Here is a 13,635-nt window from a genome sequence, read left to right as displayed (position 1 = left end):
CAGAAGTGGAGACCCGTCCCGCATGCGCAGTCCCGTCGTGGGAGCGAGGCTGCTCGGCTCCGCGCTCGTCGTCGCACTGCTGGTCGCCTGCACGCCGATCGCCGCCGACCCCGCGCCCGCCACGCCGGGGTCCGCCGCCACCGGGCCGGTCGCGGCCGGCGACGCACCGCCCGACGCGACGGCCACGCCCGCCGCCCCGCCGGTCGCGCTCGCCACCGACCGCGGCAGGCAGGGGCCCGGCGTGGTCGCCCCCGGTGGCGACTCGCCCTACAACTACGGCCCGACGGTCATGCTCGACGGCGGCCGGCACCGCATGTGGTGGTGCGGCCAGTTGATGGCGGCGGCGCCCGCGGGCGACGACATCCTCTACGCCGAGGCCGCGTCGGCCGGCGGCCCGTTCGCCGCGCCCGGCGGCGGTCCCCCCACCCCCGTGCTCTCGGGCAGCGTCGGCGGCTTCGACGGCATGCACACCTGCGACCCGTCGGTGATCCGCGTCGGCGGCACCTACTACCTCTACTACACGGGGGCGGCAGGCGACCACGCGCACGGCAACGCCATCGGCGTCGCCACCAGCACCGACGGCCTGACGTGGACCCGCGCGGCGGGGGGCGCCCCGATCCTGAACCCGTCCCACGACCGCACGCGCGACAACACCTACGGCGCGGGCCAGCCGTCGGCGCTGTGGCTGGACGGCTGGTTCCACCTGATGTTCACCGACACCACGGGCGCCGCCGCCGGGTGGAACGGCGCGGGCCAGTTCGTGCTGCGCTCCAAGGACCCGCTGTTCGCCTCGGGCGTGCAGGCACTGGGGGAGGGGGGCTTCGCCCCCGTCGCCGGCACCCGCGAACCGCGCACCCGGTCGGTGGTGGACGCGTTCAGCGCCGACCTCGTGTACGTCGACGCGCTGCGGGCGTTCGCCATCGCCCACGAGACCGAGCACGGCACGACGCTGACGTTCTGGAACCGCGAGTTCACCGCCAACCCGCACCCGCCGGTACTGGTGCCCGGACCGTGGGAGGAGGGGCCCGGCCTGGTCCGCACGGCGACCGGCCACGCGCCCCTCGCGCCGGAGGACCCGTGCGGCCGGGTCCCGTTCGACCTGGTCCGCGCCACCACCCTCGACCCGCGCTCCGCCGCGCCCACCGACCTCGCCCACTTCGGCCTCGACGTCGCGGGCGCGCCCGGCTGCGCGGACGCGGACGCGGCGCGGGTGCTGGAGGGCTTCGCCGTGCCGTCCCCGGAGAACACCGTCGACCTGGTGACCGGCGGCGAGGTGGTGCGCGTCGAACGGCGATCGGTGGCCGCCCGGCTGGCCACCCGCGTGCTCGACCGGCGCCCCCCGGCCGTGGACGGGATGGAGGTCGTCGCGCGCATCCCCGCCGGCGTGCGGGCGCTGCGCGCCCCGGACGGTCGGATCGGGCTGCTGCTGGCCGACGCCCGGCTGTGGGTGATCGCCTCGGCCGAGGTCGCGGCGCTCAACTCCTCACCGGTCACCGACGTGTCGCAGACCGCCTGGGACGCCCACGCCAAGTCCAACGACCCGAAGCGCTAGGGCGTGCCCGGGTGCGGGCCACCCGCGCGCTGCTCGCCGGACCCGACCTCCCGGGGGTGCGGCAGCGCGCCGCCGACGGCCAGGCCGACCACCGCGGTCGCCATCACCAGCAGCGCGGTGAACGCCGCGCCGCCGGTCAGCGCCGGGCCGAGCGCCTCCGGACCCGTCCGGTCCACCCACGACCGGCCCACCACGCCCACCAGCCCCGCCAGCGGCCCGGCGACCAGCCCGGCGAAGAACCACACCATCCCCCGGTCCTCCAGCCCGCGCCACGCGTCGAGCGCGGCCCACAGCAGGCCGACCACCACGAGCAGGCCCAGCGCGATGTACCGGACGGAGGACGCCGCCCCGGGGCTGTGCACCTCGACCGCCGAGGTGCCGACCTGCACCCCGCCGTGGACCAACCCCGTCCAGGAACCCCTGGCCAACCACGCGCGCATGGGCCCAGCGTAAGCCGACCGGTTCGCCCGATCGAGCGATCCGGTGGAGTGCCGCGGCGGCCCCTGGGCCGGGTGGTGTGCCCCACACCACCCGCCGTGCCGGGTTGTGCGCCACGCTCCGGCAGCGCGAGCTGGACGCGCTGCTGGTGACCGACCTGCTCAACGTCCGCTACCTGACCGGGTCCACCGGGTCGAACGCCGCGCTGCTGGTGCCCGCCGACCCCGACGCCGACGCGGTGTTCTGCACCGACGGCCGCTACCGCACCCAGGCCGGATCGCAGGTCCCGGACCTGGAACGGGTCGTCGACCGGCCGTGCGACACGGCGCTGCTCGCGCGGGTCGGGGGCGCGGCCCGGATCGGGTACGAGAGCCACCACGTCACCGTCGACCGCCTCGACGCGCTCGCCGGCGCGGCGCCCTCCGCCGAGTTGGTGCGGGCGCCCGGCCTGGTCGAGGAGCAGCGGCTGGTCAGGGACGACGCCGAGGTCGAGGCGCTGCGGATGGCGTGCGCCGCCGCCGACCGGGCGCCGGCCGGGCTGGTCGAGCACGGCGGCCTGCGACCCGGCCGCACCGAGCGGGGGATCGCGCGCGAGCTGGAGGGCCGCATGCTCGACCACGGCGCGGCCGGGCCCTCGTTCGAGTCGATCGTGGCGGCGGGCGCGCACTCGGCCGTGCCGCACCACCGGCCCACCGACGCCGTCGTCAAGGCCGGCGACCTCGTCAAGCTGGACTTCGGCGCGCTCGTCGACGGCTACCACTCCGACATGACCCGCACCCTGGTCGTCGGTCGGGCCGCGGACTGGCAGCGCGAGCTGTACGAGCCGGTGGCGGCCTCGCAGGCGGCCGGCCGGGCGGCGCTGGCGGTCGGCGCGCAGGTGGGCGACGTGGACGCGGCGGCGCGCGGCGTGATCGAGCGGGCCGGGCACGGCGAGCAGTTCCCGCACGGCCTCGGCCACGGCGTCGGCCTGGAGATCCACGAGGCTCCAGCACTCTCGAAGGCGGGTGCCGGTACACTTCTGCCCGGTATGGCGGTCACCGTCGAGCCCGGTGTGTACCTGGCCGGGAGGGGTGGTGTCCGCATCGAGGACACGCTCGTGGTGCGCGCAGGCGCCCCGGAGCTCCTCACCCTGACCACGAAAGAGCTCGTGGTCGTCTGATGTCGGAACGCCGGCCGACGCCGGCGCTCGCCCTCACCTACGCAACAGGAGAGCCCACCACCGTGGCCACCACCAACGACCTGAAGAACGGCCTGGTGCTGAACCTCGACGGCCAGCTCTGGACCGTCACCGCGTTCCAGCACGTCAAGCCGGGCAAGGGCGGCGCCTTCGTGCGCACCACGCTGAAGCACGTCCTGACCGGCAAGGTGGTGGACAAGACCTTCAACGCGGGCACCAAGGTCGACACGGCGACCGTGGACAAGCGCGGGATGACCTACCTCTACAAGGACGGCACCGACTTCGTCTTCATGGACGGGGACACGTACGACCAGATGAGCATCCCGGCCGAGACGGTCGGCGACGCGGCGAACTACATGCTGGAGAACCAGGAGGCCGTCGTCGCCGTGCACGAGGGCATCGCCCTCTACGTCGAGCTGCCGACCTCGGTCGAGCTGGTCATCCAGCACACCGACCCGGGCCTCCAGGGCGACCGCTCCACCGGCGGCACCAAGCCCGCCACGCTGGAGACCGGTGCGGAGATCCAGGTCCCGCTGTTCGTCACCACCGGCGAGAAGATCAAGGTCGACACGCGCGACGGCCGGTACCTGGGCCGCGTGAACGGCTGAGATGGGCGCACGCAGCAAGGCCCGGAAACGCGCCGTCGACGTCCTCTTCGAGGCGGACCTGCGGGGCATCGACGCGGTGACCCTGGTCTCCGAGCGCGTCGGCTCGACCGACGTGCCCCCGGTGAACGACTACACGGTCAGCCTCGTCGAGGGCGTCACCGCGCACCGCGCGCGGATCGACGACCTGATCTCCGAGCACGCCGAGGGCTGGACCCTCCAGCGGATGCCCGCGGTCGATCGCGCGGTCCTGCGGGTGGGCCTCTACGAGCTGCTGTGGGCGGCCGACGTCCCCGACGCGGTCGCGATCGACGAGGCGGTGGAGCTGGCCAAGGGCCTGTCCACGGACGACTCGCCGCGGTTCGTCAACGGCGTGCTGGGGCGGATCGCCGTCATCGCCGACCAGCTCCGCGCCGTCCTCTAGGCGCCCTCCCCAGGGCACCGTCCCGGGACACGGGAGAACGGCCCGACCTCCCCGAACGGGGTCGGGCCGTTCTCGCGCGCCTTCAGTCCTCCTTGGCCGGCCGGGCCTCGGGAGGCAGCACGCCCCAGTCGATGAGCTGCTCGGTCAGCTCGCCCGGCGTCATGTCGTAGATGATGGCGAGGGACCGCAGGTCCTCGGTCCGGATCGACAGCACCTTGCCGTTGTAGTCACCGCGCTGGCTCTGGATGGTGGCCGCGTACCGCGCGAGCGGCCCGACCTTCTCCGCCGGCAGCTGTTGCAGCCGTTCCAGGTTGATGACGATCTTCGTGGCGGGTTCCGCCCCGGACGGCACCCGCCCCTCGGGCAGCAGTTCGGCCACCGGCACCCCGTAGAAGTCGGCCAGCTCGGCCAGCTTCTGCACGGTGACGGCGCGGTCGCCGCGCTCGTACGAGCCGACTACCACGGCCTTCCAGCGACCGCCGGACTTCTGCTCGACGCCGTGCAAGGACAAGCCCTGCTGCTGCCGGATCGCGCGGAGCTTTGCCCCCAGCGCCTTGGCGTAGTCGCCCATGTGGCGGTTCTCCGTTCATTCGCCCCGTCAGCCGGTAGGGGACTGCCGCGGGGAGGCTTAGATCAATACGCAGAGTAATGATTGCTCTCCGTGGTCACCAGGTCAAGCTGATCTCGTCGGTCCAGGTGGGGGAAACCACGCGCACCACCCGGAAGATTGACCGCCCGAGCCTGATACCGTGCTGGTCAGCCCGGTCGCAGCCGGGTGTCCGACGTCCTTTAAGGACCCGTCCAGCGAGGCGGGGAAGGAGGTCCAACCGTGGCGTCACGTCAACGTGGCGCGACGGACCCGGCCGGGGAGCGAGAGCTCCTGTCGGCCGGCGACGTCGCGCGCACCGTCGCCCGAATGGCCCATCAGATCATCGAGAAGACCGCTCTGGATGCACCCAGCGCACCCGAAGTAGTCCTGATGGGGATTCCGAGCCGGGGTGCCCCCCTGGCCCGCAGACTTGCGGTGCGGATCGCGGAGTTCAGCGGTATCGAGGTGCCGACCGGCACCCTGGACGTGACCCTCTACCGGGACGACCTGCGCCGGGGCCCGACCCGGCCGCTGGAGGCGACGAAGCTGCCCGAGGGCGGCGTCGACGACCGCCTCGTGGTCCTGGTCGACGACGTGCTGTTCTCCGGCCGCACGATCCGCGCCGCCCTCGACGCCCTGCGCGACCACGGCCGGCCGCGTGCCGTCCAGCTGGCCGTGCTGGTCGACCGGGGCCACCGCGAGCTGCCCATCCGCGCGGACTACGTGGGCAAGAACGTGCCCACCGCGCGCACCGAGGAGGTCCACGTGCTGCTGGAGGAGTTCGACCAGCGCGACGGGGTGGTGCTGAGGTGAAGCACCTGCTCACCACCGAGGGCATCGACCCGGCCCAGGCGACCGCGATCCTGGACACGGCGGCGAACCTCAAGCAGTCCCTCGACGGCCGTGAGGTGCGCAAACTCCCCACGTTGCGCGGTCGCACGGTCGTCACGGTGTTCTACGAGAACTCCACCCGCACGCGGGTGAGCTTCGAGATCGCGGGCAAGTGGATGAGCGCGGACGTGGTCAACGTCTCCTCGTCCGGGTCGAGCGTGAACAAGGGCGAGTCCCTGCGCGACACGGCGCTGACCCTGGCCGCCGCCGGCGCGGACTGCGTCGTCGTGCGGCACCCGGCGTCCGGCGCGGCGCACCGCCTGGCCGGCTGGCTGCGCGAGGCCGGCACCTCCGTGGTCAACGCGGGCGACGGCACCCACGAGCACCCCACCCAGGCCCTGCTCGACGCCGCCACGCTGCGGGAACGCCTCGGCGACCTGCGCGACAAGCGGGTCGCGATCGTCGGCGACGTGCTGCACAGCCGGGTCGCCCGGTCCAACGTGCACCTGCTCACCGCCCTCGGGGCGGAGGTGACGCTGGTCGCACCGCCGACCCTGCTGCCCGCGGGCGTGGAGAACTGGCCCGTGCACGTGTCGCACGAGCTGGACGCCGAGCTGCCCGGCCAGGACGCCGTCATGCTGCTGCGGGTGCAGGCGGAGCGGATGTACAGCGGGCCCGCCGGCTCCGGGGGCAACGGGCACTTCTTCCCGTCGGCCCGCGAGTACTCGATCGCCTACGGCCTGAACGACAACCGGCTCGGGCTGCTCCCGGGGCACGCCGTGGTGCTGCACCCCGGTCCGATGCTGCGCGGCATGGAGATCGCCTCGTCGGTCGCCGACTCGCCCCGCGCCGCCATCACCGACCAGGTGCGCAACGGCGTCCACGTGCGCATGGCCGTCCTCTACCACCTGCTTGCCCACGAGGAGGAAACCGCGTGAGTCCCTTGATCATCAGGGGAGTGCGACCGTACGGCGAGGGCGACCCGGTCGACGTGCTGGTCCGCGACGGCGTGATCGCCGCGATCGGCGAGGTCGCCGAGGAGGGCGAGGAGGTCGACGGCGCGGGCGCGGTCCTGCTGCCCGGCTTCGTCGACCTGCACACCCACCTGCGCGAACCCGGCCGCGAGGACACCGAGACGATCGCCAGCGGCTCGGCCGCGGCGGCGCTCGGCGGGTACACGGCGGTGTTCGCCATGGCCAACACGAACCCGGTCGCGGACAACGCGGTGGTCGTCGAGCACGTCGCCCGCCGCGGCCGCGAGGTCGGCCTGGTCGACGTGCACCCGGTCGGCGCGGTCACCGTGGGCCTGGCCGGCGAGAAGCTCGCCGAGCTGGGCACCATGGCCAAGGCCGGCGTCCGGGTGTTCTCCGACGACGGCCACTGCGTGCACGACCCGCTGCTCATGCGCCGCGCCCTGGAGTACAGCAAGGCCCTGGACGTCGTCGTCGCGCAGCACGCCGAGGAGCCCCGGCTCACCGTCGGCGCGCAGGCCCACGAGGGCGAGCAGGCGTCCCGCCTGGGGCTCCAGGGCTGGCCCGCCGCCGCCGAGGAGGCGATCGTGGCGCGCGACTGCCTGCTCGCGAAGCAGGTCGGCGCCCGGCTGCACGTGTGCCACGTGTCCACCTCGGGCACCGCGGACGTGCTGGCCTGGGCCAAGGCCCGCGGCACGGAGGTGTCCGCCGAGGTCACCCCGCACCACCTGCTGCTCACCGACGAGCGCCTGGCCACCTACGACCCGGTGAACAAGGTCAACCCGCCGCTGCGCACCGCCGCCGACACGGAGGCGCTGCGCCGGGCGCTGGCCGACGGCGTCATCGACTGCGTGGCCACCGACCACGCGCCGCACGCCGTCCAGGACAAGGACTGCGAGTGGTCCGCGGCACGTCCCGGCATGCTCGGCCTCCAGACGGCGTTGTCCATCGTGGTGGAGACCATGGTGAACACCGGCCTGCTGGACTGGCGGGGCGTGGCGCGGGTGATGAGCGAACGGCCCGCCGCCATCGCGGGCCTGCCCGACCAGGGACGCCCGATCGAGGTGGGCGAGCCCGCGAACCTGACCCTCGTCGACCCGGGTGCCAGGTGGGTGGTGCGCGGCGCGGAGTTCGCCGGCGTCGCCGCCAACACCCCGTTCGAGGGCATGGAGCTGCCGGCCCGGGTCGTCGCGACCGTGCTGCGCGGACGCGTGACGGCGAGCAGCGGAAGGATTCCCGCATGAGCCGCGTGCTGCTGTCCCTGGCCGTGCTGGCCGTCTTCCTGCTGTGCCTCTACGGCATGTGGCGCGGCTGGCAGAACCGCAAGCGCCGCCAGGCCGACCTGCCGGAGTTCCCCGCGCCGCCCGCCGAGCCGGGCGCGACCGTGCTGGAGACGACCGGCGTCTACGTCGGCACGACGATCGGCGACAACTGGCAGGACCGGGTCGCCGTCGGCGACGTCGGGCACCGCGCCGAGGGCACCCTGAGGCTCACCGAGCGGGGCGTGCTGGTCGAGCGCACGGGCGCGAGCCCGCTGTGGATACCGGCCGACCGGGTGGAGGGCGCCCGGACCGCGCGCGGTCTCGCGGGCAAGGTGATGACGGCGGACGGCCTCCTGGTCGTGCGCTGGCAGCTCGGGGACCGGGTGCTCGACACCGGGTTCCGGGGCGACGACAAGGACGTGTACGAGCAGTGGGTGCAGGCGCTGGGAGGCAAGCGATGACGAACGCGGCACTGGTCCTGGAAGACGGCCGGGTGTTCCGCGGCGAGGCCTACGGCGCACTCGGCGCCAGCCTCGGCGAGGTGGTGTTCTCCACCGGGATGACCGGCTACCAGGAGACCCTGACCGATCCCTCCTACCACCGCCAGATCGTGGTGCAGACCGCACCGCAGATCGGCAACACCGGCTGGAACGACGAGGACGACGAGTCCGGCCGCATCTGGGTCGCCGGGTACGTGGTGCGCGACCCGTCCCGCGTGCCGTCCAACTGGCGCTCGCGCCGCGGCCTCGACGAGGAGCTGGCCCGGCAGGGCGTCGTCGGCGTCGCCGGCATCGACACCCGCATGCTCACCCGCCACCTGCGCGAGCGGGGTGCGATGCGCGCGGGCGTGTTCTCCGGTGACGAGCTGGGCGCCGACGCGGAGATGGTGGAGCGCGTCCGCACCGCGCCCGGCATGAAGGGCGCGGACCTCGCGGGCGACGTGACCACCCCCGAGCCCTACGTGGTCGAGGCGGTCGGCGAGCGCCGGTTCACCGTGGCCGCCCTGGACCTGGGCATCAAGTCCAACACCCCGCGGATGATGGCCGCCCGCGGCATCGAGGTGCACGTCCTGCCGCTCACCTCGACCATCGACGACATCACCGCGCTGAACCCGGACGGGGTGTTCCTGTCCAACGGCCCCGGCGACCCCGCCACCCAGGAGCACGCCGTCGGCCTGACCCGCGCCGTGCTGGAGCGCCGCACGCCGCTGTTCGGCATCTGCTTCGGCAACCAGATCCTCGGCCGCGCCCTGGGCCGCGAGACCTACAAGATGCGCTACGGCCACCGCGGCATCAACATCCCGGTCATCGACGTGACCACCGGCAAGGTGGCCATCACGTCGCAGAACCACGGGTTCGCGCTGGAGGGCGAGCCGGGGCAGGAGTTCGGCTCCGACTTCGGCCGCGTCCAGCTCAGCCACTTCTGCCCCAACGACGGCACCGTCGAGGGCGTGCGCGCGCTCGACGTGCCCGCGTTCAGCGTGCAGTACCACCCGGAGGCGGCGGCCGGTCCGCACGACGCCGCACCGCTGTTCGACGAGTTCGTGACGATGATGAGCGAGGGTCGCTGATGCCGAAGAGGACTGATCTCAAGCACGTTCTGGTCATCGGCTCCGGCCCGATCGTCATCGGTCAGGCCTGCGAGTTCGACTACTCCGGCACCCAGGCGTGCCGCGTGCTGCGCGACGAGGGCCTGCGGGTCTCCCTGGTCAACTCCAACCCGGCGACGATCATGACCGACCCGGAGTTCGCCGACGCCACCTACGTCGAGCCGATCACCCCCGAGTTCGTCGAGAAGGTCATCGCCGCCGAGCGCCCGGACGCGATCCTGGCCACCCTGGGCGGGCAGACCGCCCTGAACACCGCCATCGCCCTGCACGAGCGGGGCGTGCTGGAGAAGTACGACGTCGAGCTGATCGGCGCGGACATCGACGCCATCCAGCGCGGCGAGGACCGGCAGATCTTCAAGGACCTGGTGCGCAGGATCGGCGCCGAGGTCCCGCGCAGCGCGGTCTGCAAGTCCATGGAGGAGGTCCGCGCGACCGTCGCCGACCTGGGCCTGCCGGTCGTCATCCGGCCCTCGTTCACCATGGGCGGCCTCGGCTCGGGCATGGCGCACACCGACGAGGAGCTGGAGCGGCTCGCCGCCACCGGTCTCGCCGAGTCCCCGGTCACCGAGGTGCTGATCGAGGAGAGCGTGCTCGGCTGGAAGGAGTACGAGCTGGAGCTGATGCGCGACCGCAACGACAACGTGGTCGTCGTCTGCTCCATCGAGAACATCGACCCGATGGGCGTGCACACCGGCGACTCGGTGACCGTGGCCCCGGCGATGACCCTCACCGACCGCGAGTACCAGCACATGCGCGACGTCGGCATCAAGGTCATCCGCGAGGTCGGGGTGGACACCGGCGGCTGCAACATCCAGTTCGCCGTCGACCCCCGCGACGGTCGCATGGTCGTCATCGAGATGAACCCGCGCGTGTCCCGCTCGTCCGCGCTGGCGTCGAAGGCCACCGGCTTCCCGATCGCCAAGATCGCCGCGAAGCTCGCCATCGGCTACACCCTCGACGAGATCCGCAACGACATCACCGGCGAGACCCCGGCGTCCTTCGAGCCGACGCTCGACTACGTCGTGGTGAAGGTGCCGCGGTTCGCGTTCGAGAAGTTCCCCGGCGCCGACCGCACCCTCACCACCACCATGAAGTCCGTCGGCGAGGCCATGTCGATCGGCCGCAGCTTCGTCGAGGCGCTCGGCAAGGCGTTGCGGTCCATGGAGACCAAGGCCGCCGGCTTCTGGACCCTGCCCGACCCCTCGGGCGCGGACGGGACGCTGGAGTCCGCCCTGGACGCCCTGCGCGCCGGCCACGACGGGCGCCTCTACACCGTCGACCGCGCCCTGCGGCTCGGCGCCACGATCGAGCAGGTCCACGAGGCGTCGGGCATCGACCCGTGGTTCGTCGAGCAGATGGCCTGGCTGGTGGGGCTGCGGCGCGAGATCGAGACCGCTCCCGTGCTCGACCAGCACCTGCTGCGCCGGGCCAAGCGGGCCGGCCTGTCCGACCGGCAGCTCGCCGCCCTGCGCGACGAACTGGCCGGCGAGGACGGCGTGCGGGCGCTGCGGCACCGGCTGGGCGTGCGACCGGTCTACAAGACCGTCGACACCTGCGCCGCCGAGTTCGCCGCGAAGACCCCGTACCACTACTCGGCCTACGAGCTGGACCCCGACGCCGAGACCGAGGTCACCGCGCAGCCCGACAAGCCGAAGGTGCTGATCCTGGGCTCCGGCCCGAACCGCATCGGCCAGGGCATCGAGTTCGACTACTCGTGCGTGCACGCGGCCATGGCGCTGCGCGCCGCCGGGTACGAGACCGTGATGGTCAACTGCAACCCGGAGACCGTCTCCACCGACTACGACACCTCGGACCGGCTCTACTTCGAGCCGCTGACCTTCGAGGACGTGCTGGAGGTCGTGCACTCCGAGCAGCGCTCCGGCACCGTCGCGGGCGTCATCGTGCAGCTCGGCGGCCAGACGCCGCTGGGCCTCGCGCAGCGCCTCGCCGACGCGGGCGTGCCGGTCGTCGGCACCCCGCCGCACGCCATCCACCTCGCCGAGGACCGCGGCGCGTTCGGGCAGGTGCTGACCGACGCGGGCCTGCCCGCCCCGAAGTACGGCACGGCCACCTCGTTCGACCAGGCCAAGGCCATCGCCGACGAGATCGGCTACCCCGTGCTGGTGCGGCCGTCGTACGTGCTCGGCGGGCGCGGCATGGAGATCGTCTACGACGAGGACTCGCTGCACGGCTACATCAAGCGCGCGACCGAGGTCAGCCCGGAGCACCCGGTGCTGGTCGACCGGTTCCTCGACGACGCCATCGAGATCGACGTCGACGCCCTCTACGACGGCCACGACGTGTTCATCGGCGGTGTGATGGAGCACATCGAGGAGGCCGGCGTGCACTCCGGCGACTCCGCCTGCACCCTGCCCCCGATCACCCTCGGGGACACCGACATCGACAACGTCCGCCGCTCCACCCTGGCCATCGCCGAGGGCATCGGCGTGCGCGGCCTGCTCAACGTCCAGTACGCCCTCAAGGACGACGTCCTCTACGTCCTGGAGGCCAACCCGCGCGCCTCGCGCACCGTGCCGTTCGTGTCCAAGGCGACGGCGGTGCCGCTCGCCAAGGCCGCCGCCCGGATCATGCTCGGGGCGACCGTGGCCGACCTGCGCGCCGAGGGCCTGCTCCCGGCGACCGGCGACGGCGCCAAGCTGCCCCCGCACGCCCCCGTGGCGGTCAAGGAGGCCGTGCTGCCGTTCCACCGCTTCCGCACGCCGGAGGGCAAGGGCGTGGACTCGCTGCTCGGCCCGGAGATGAAGTCGACCGGCGAGGTCATGGGCATCGACGTGTCGTTCGGCATGGCGTTCGCCAAGTCCCAGACCGCCTCCTACGGCTCCCTGCCCACCTCGGGCCGGGTGTTCGTGTCGGTGGCCAACCGGGACAAGCGGGCCATGATCTTCCCCGTCAAGAGGCTCGCCGACCTGGGCTTCGAGGTGCTGGCCACCACGGGAACGGCCGAGGTCCTGCGGCGCAACGGCATCCCGTGCACGGTCGTCCGCAAGCACTTCGAGGGCGCCGGCAACGTGGTGGACGCGATCCTCGACGGCACCGTCGACCTGATCATCAACACCCCGTACGGCAACGCCGGGCCGCGCGTGGACGGCTACGAGATCCGCACCGCGGCGGTGGCCAAGGACATCCCGTGCGTGACCACGATCCAGGGCGCTGCGGCGGCCGTGCACGGCATCGAGGCCGCGATCCGCGGTGACATCGGCGTGCGGTCCCTCCAGGCCCTCCAGGCGGCCCTGCGGGGTGGCGAGTGAGGTTCGGGGAGCGGTTGGGCGCGGCGGTCGCGGAGCACGGGCCGCTGTGCGTCGGGATCGACCCGCACCCCGGCCTGCTGGCGTCCTGGGGGCTCGCACCGGACGTCGCGGGGCTGGAGCGGTTCGCGCTGACGTGCGTGGAGGCGTTCGGCGGCCGGGTGGCGGTGGTGAAACCCCAGTCCGCCTTCTTCGAGGCGCACGGGTCGCGCGGCGTCGCCGTGCTGGAACGCGTCATCTCGGACCTCCGCGACAGCGGGACGCTCGTGCTGGTCGACGCGAAGCGCGGTGACATCGGCTCGACGATGGCCGCGTACGCCGCCGCGTACCTCACCGAGGGCTCGCCGCTGGCAGGCGACGCGGTCACCGTGTCGCCCTACCTCGGGTTCGGATCGCTCGCCCCGGCCCTCGACGCGGCCGCCGCCAACGGTCGCGGAATATTCGCGCTCGCGTTGACTTCCAATCCCGAAGGGGCCTCCGTGCAGCGCGCGACGGGCCCCGACGGGCGCTCCGTCGCGCAGGCCGTCGTGGACGCGGCGGCCCGCGCGAACGCCGGCCTCGACCCGCTCGGCGACGTCGGGCTGGTGATCGGCGCGACCGTCGGCGACCACGGTCTGGACCTCTCCGACCTGCACGGATACGTCCTGGCGCCCGGCTTCGGCGCGCAGGGCGCGACCGTGGCGGACCTGCGCGCGGTGTTCGGCCCGGAACTGCGCGGGGTGCTCCCGGCATCCTCCCGGGACGTGCTCAGGCACGGCCCCGGGGCCGCATCTTTGCGGTCGGCGGTGGACGCGGTCCGACGCTCCCTGGAGATGTGATCACGATCAAATCGCGACACGCTTCACGTGGTCCGCTCACCTGCGCAAACGGTGCCTGGTACGGTCCACCCACCAACGGGTCCACCCACCGTC

At 73.1% G+C, this 13,635-nt stretch carries 13 protein-coding genes; 11 read left to right on the top strand and 2 right to left on the bottom strand.

The window, feature by feature from the left end:
• Window positions 1–22 precede the first annotated feature (22 nt).
• Window positions 23–1,552 (top strand): glycoside hydrolase family protein, encoded by a 1,530-nt coding sequence (locus tag CKY47_RS27585; RefSeq protein ID WP_306749219.1) that lies wholly within the window; start codon window positions 23–25, stop codon window positions 1,550–1,552.
• Here CKY47_RS27585 and CKY47_RS27580 read toward each other — a convergent pair.
• Window positions 1,549–1,992 (bottom strand): B-4DMT family transporter, encoded by a 444-nt coding sequence (locus tag CKY47_RS27580; RefSeq protein ID WP_306749218.1) that lies wholly within the window; start codon window positions 1,990–1,992, stop codon window positions 1,549–1,551. The two genes, CKY47_RS27585 and CKY47_RS27580, sit on opposite strands and share 4 nt — an antisense overlap.
• Before the next feature lie 77 nt (window positions 1,993–2,069).
• On the opposite strand from CKY47_RS27580, the gene CKY47_RS27575 reads away from it, so the two are divergent.
• From CKY47_RS27575 to nusB, 3 genes are all read left to right on the top strand, one after another.
• Complete coding sequence (locus CKY47_RS27575; protein WP_306749217.1) at window positions 2,070–3,149, top strand: M24 family metallopeptidase; 1,080 nt, start codon at window positions 2,070–2,072, stop codon at window positions 3,147–3,149.
• Between the two features lie 62 nt (window positions 3,150–3,211).
• Window positions 3,212–3,775 (top strand): elongation factor P, encoded by a 564-nt coding sequence (efp, locus tag CKY47_RS27570; RefSeq protein ID WP_306749430.1) that lies wholly within the window; start codon window positions 3,212–3,214, stop codon window positions 3,773–3,775.
• Between the two features lies 1 nt (window position 3,776).
• Complete coding sequence (gene nusB, locus CKY47_RS27565) at window positions 3,777–4,196, top strand: transcription antitermination factor NusB (protein WP_306749216.1); 420 nt, start codon at window positions 3,777–3,779, stop codon at window positions 4,194–4,196.
• Window positions 4,197–4,278: 82 nt separating this feature from the next.
• On the opposite strand, the gene bldD is transcribed toward nusB, so the two are convergent.
• Window positions 4,279–4,767 carry a transcriptional regulator BldD gene (bldD, locus tag CKY47_RS27560; protein WP_015103676.1) on the bottom strand — a complete coding sequence of 163 codons (489 nt, stop codon included), beginning with the start codon at window positions 4,765–4,767 and terminating at the stop codon, window positions 4,279–4,281.
• 258 nt (window positions 4,768–5,025) lie between these two features.
• Between bldD and pyrR the strand changes: the two genes are divergently transcribed.
• Genes pyrR through pyrF form a run of 7 tightly spaced genes read left to right on the top strand, consistent with a single transcriptional unit; the run spans window position 5,026 to window position 13,542 of the window.
• Entirely contained in the window at window positions 5,026–5,598 is a 573-nt protein-coding gene (gene pyrR, locus CKY47_RS27555) for a bifunctional pyr operon transcriptional regulator/uracil phosphoribosyltransferase PyrR (protein ID WP_306749215.1), read from the top strand.
• Window positions 5,595–6,554 (top strand): aspartate carbamoyltransferase catalytic subunit, encoded by a 960-nt coding sequence (locus CKY47_RS27550; RefSeq protein WP_306749214.1) that lies wholly within the window; start codon window positions 5,595–5,597, stop codon window positions 6,552–6,554. Before pyrR ends, CKY47_RS27550 begins: the two co-directional genes overlap by 4 nt.
• Window positions 6,551–7,831: a dihydroorotase gene (locus tag CKY47_RS27545; RefSeq protein WP_306749213.1), complete on the top strand. Its 1,281-nt coding sequence runs from the start codon at window positions 6,551–6,553 to the stop codon at window positions 7,829–7,831. Before CKY47_RS27550 ends, CKY47_RS27545 begins: the two co-directional genes overlap by 4 nt.
• The gene (locus CKY47_RS27540; RefSeq protein ID WP_306749212.1) at window positions 7,828–8,310 is read left to right on the top strand and encodes a PH-like domain-containing protein; all 483 of its coding nucleotides are present in this window, start codon (window positions 7,828–7,830) and stop codon (window positions 8,308–8,310) included. Before CKY47_RS27545 ends, CKY47_RS27540 begins: the two co-directional genes overlap by 4 nt.
• On the top strand, window positions 8,307–9,419 hold the full coding sequence (carA, locus tag CKY47_RS27535) for a glutamine-hydrolyzing carbamoyl-phosphate synthase small subunit (protein WP_306749211.1): 1,113 nt from the start codon (window positions 8,307–8,309) through the stop codon (window positions 9,417–9,419). The genes CKY47_RS27540 and carA overlap by 4 nt, the downstream gene beginning before the upstream one ends.
• Entirely contained in the window at window positions 9,419–12,727 is a 3,309-nt protein-coding gene (gene carB, locus CKY47_RS27530) for a carbamoyl-phosphate synthase large subunit (protein ID WP_306749210.1), read from the top strand. Before carA ends, carB begins: the two co-directional genes overlap by 1 nt.
• Window positions 12,724–13,542 (top strand): orotidine-5'-phosphate decarboxylase, encoded by an 819-nt coding sequence (gene pyrF, locus CKY47_RS27525; RefSeq protein ID WP_306749209.1) that lies wholly within the window; start codon window positions 12,724–12,726, stop codon window positions 13,540–13,542. The genes carB and pyrF overlap by 4 nt, the downstream gene beginning before the upstream one ends.
• Window positions 13,543–13,635 lie beyond the last annotated feature (93 nt).

Origin of the sequence: Saccharothrix longispora (assembly GCF_030852425.1) — a bacterium.
Taxonomy (GTDB): Bacteria; Actinomycetota; Actinomycetes; order Mycobacteriales; family Pseudonocardiaceae; genus Actinosynnema; species Actinosynnema longispora.
The sequence above is the reverse complement of the archived record's forward strand: the minus strand, read 5'-3'. Positions and strand labels throughout refer to the sequence as shown.

Excerpts from the sequence above, each read along its gene's own strand:
- CKY47_RS27585 (WP_306749219.1), top strand. The coding sequence starts at position 23 with ATGCGCAGTCCCGTCGTGGGAGCGAGGCTGCTCGGCTCCGCGCTCGTC.
- CKY47_RS27580 (WP_306749218.1), bottom strand. The coding sequence starts at position 1,992 with ATGCGCGCGTGGTTGGCCAGGGGTTCCTGGACGGGGTTGGTCCACGGC.
- nusB (WP_306749216.1), top strand. The coding sequence starts at position 3,777 with ATGGGCGCACGCAGCAAGGCCCGGAAACGCGCCGTCGACGTCCTCTTC.
- bldD (WP_015103676.1), bottom strand. The coding sequence starts at position 4,767 with ATGGGCGACTACGCCAAGGCGCTGGGGGCAAAGCTCCGCGCGATCCGG.
- CKY47_RS27540 (WP_306749212.1), top strand. The coding sequence starts at position 7,828 with ATGAGCCGCGTGCTGCTGTCCCTGGCCGTGCTGGCCGTCTTCCTGCTG.
- carA (WP_306749211.1), top strand. The coding sequence starts at position 8,307 with ATGACGAACGCGGCACTGGTCCTGGAAGACGGCCGGGTGTTCCGCGGC.
- carB (WP_306749210.1), top strand. The coding sequence starts at position 9,419 with ATGCCGAAGAGGACTGATCTCAAGCACGTTCTGGTCATCGGCTCCGGC.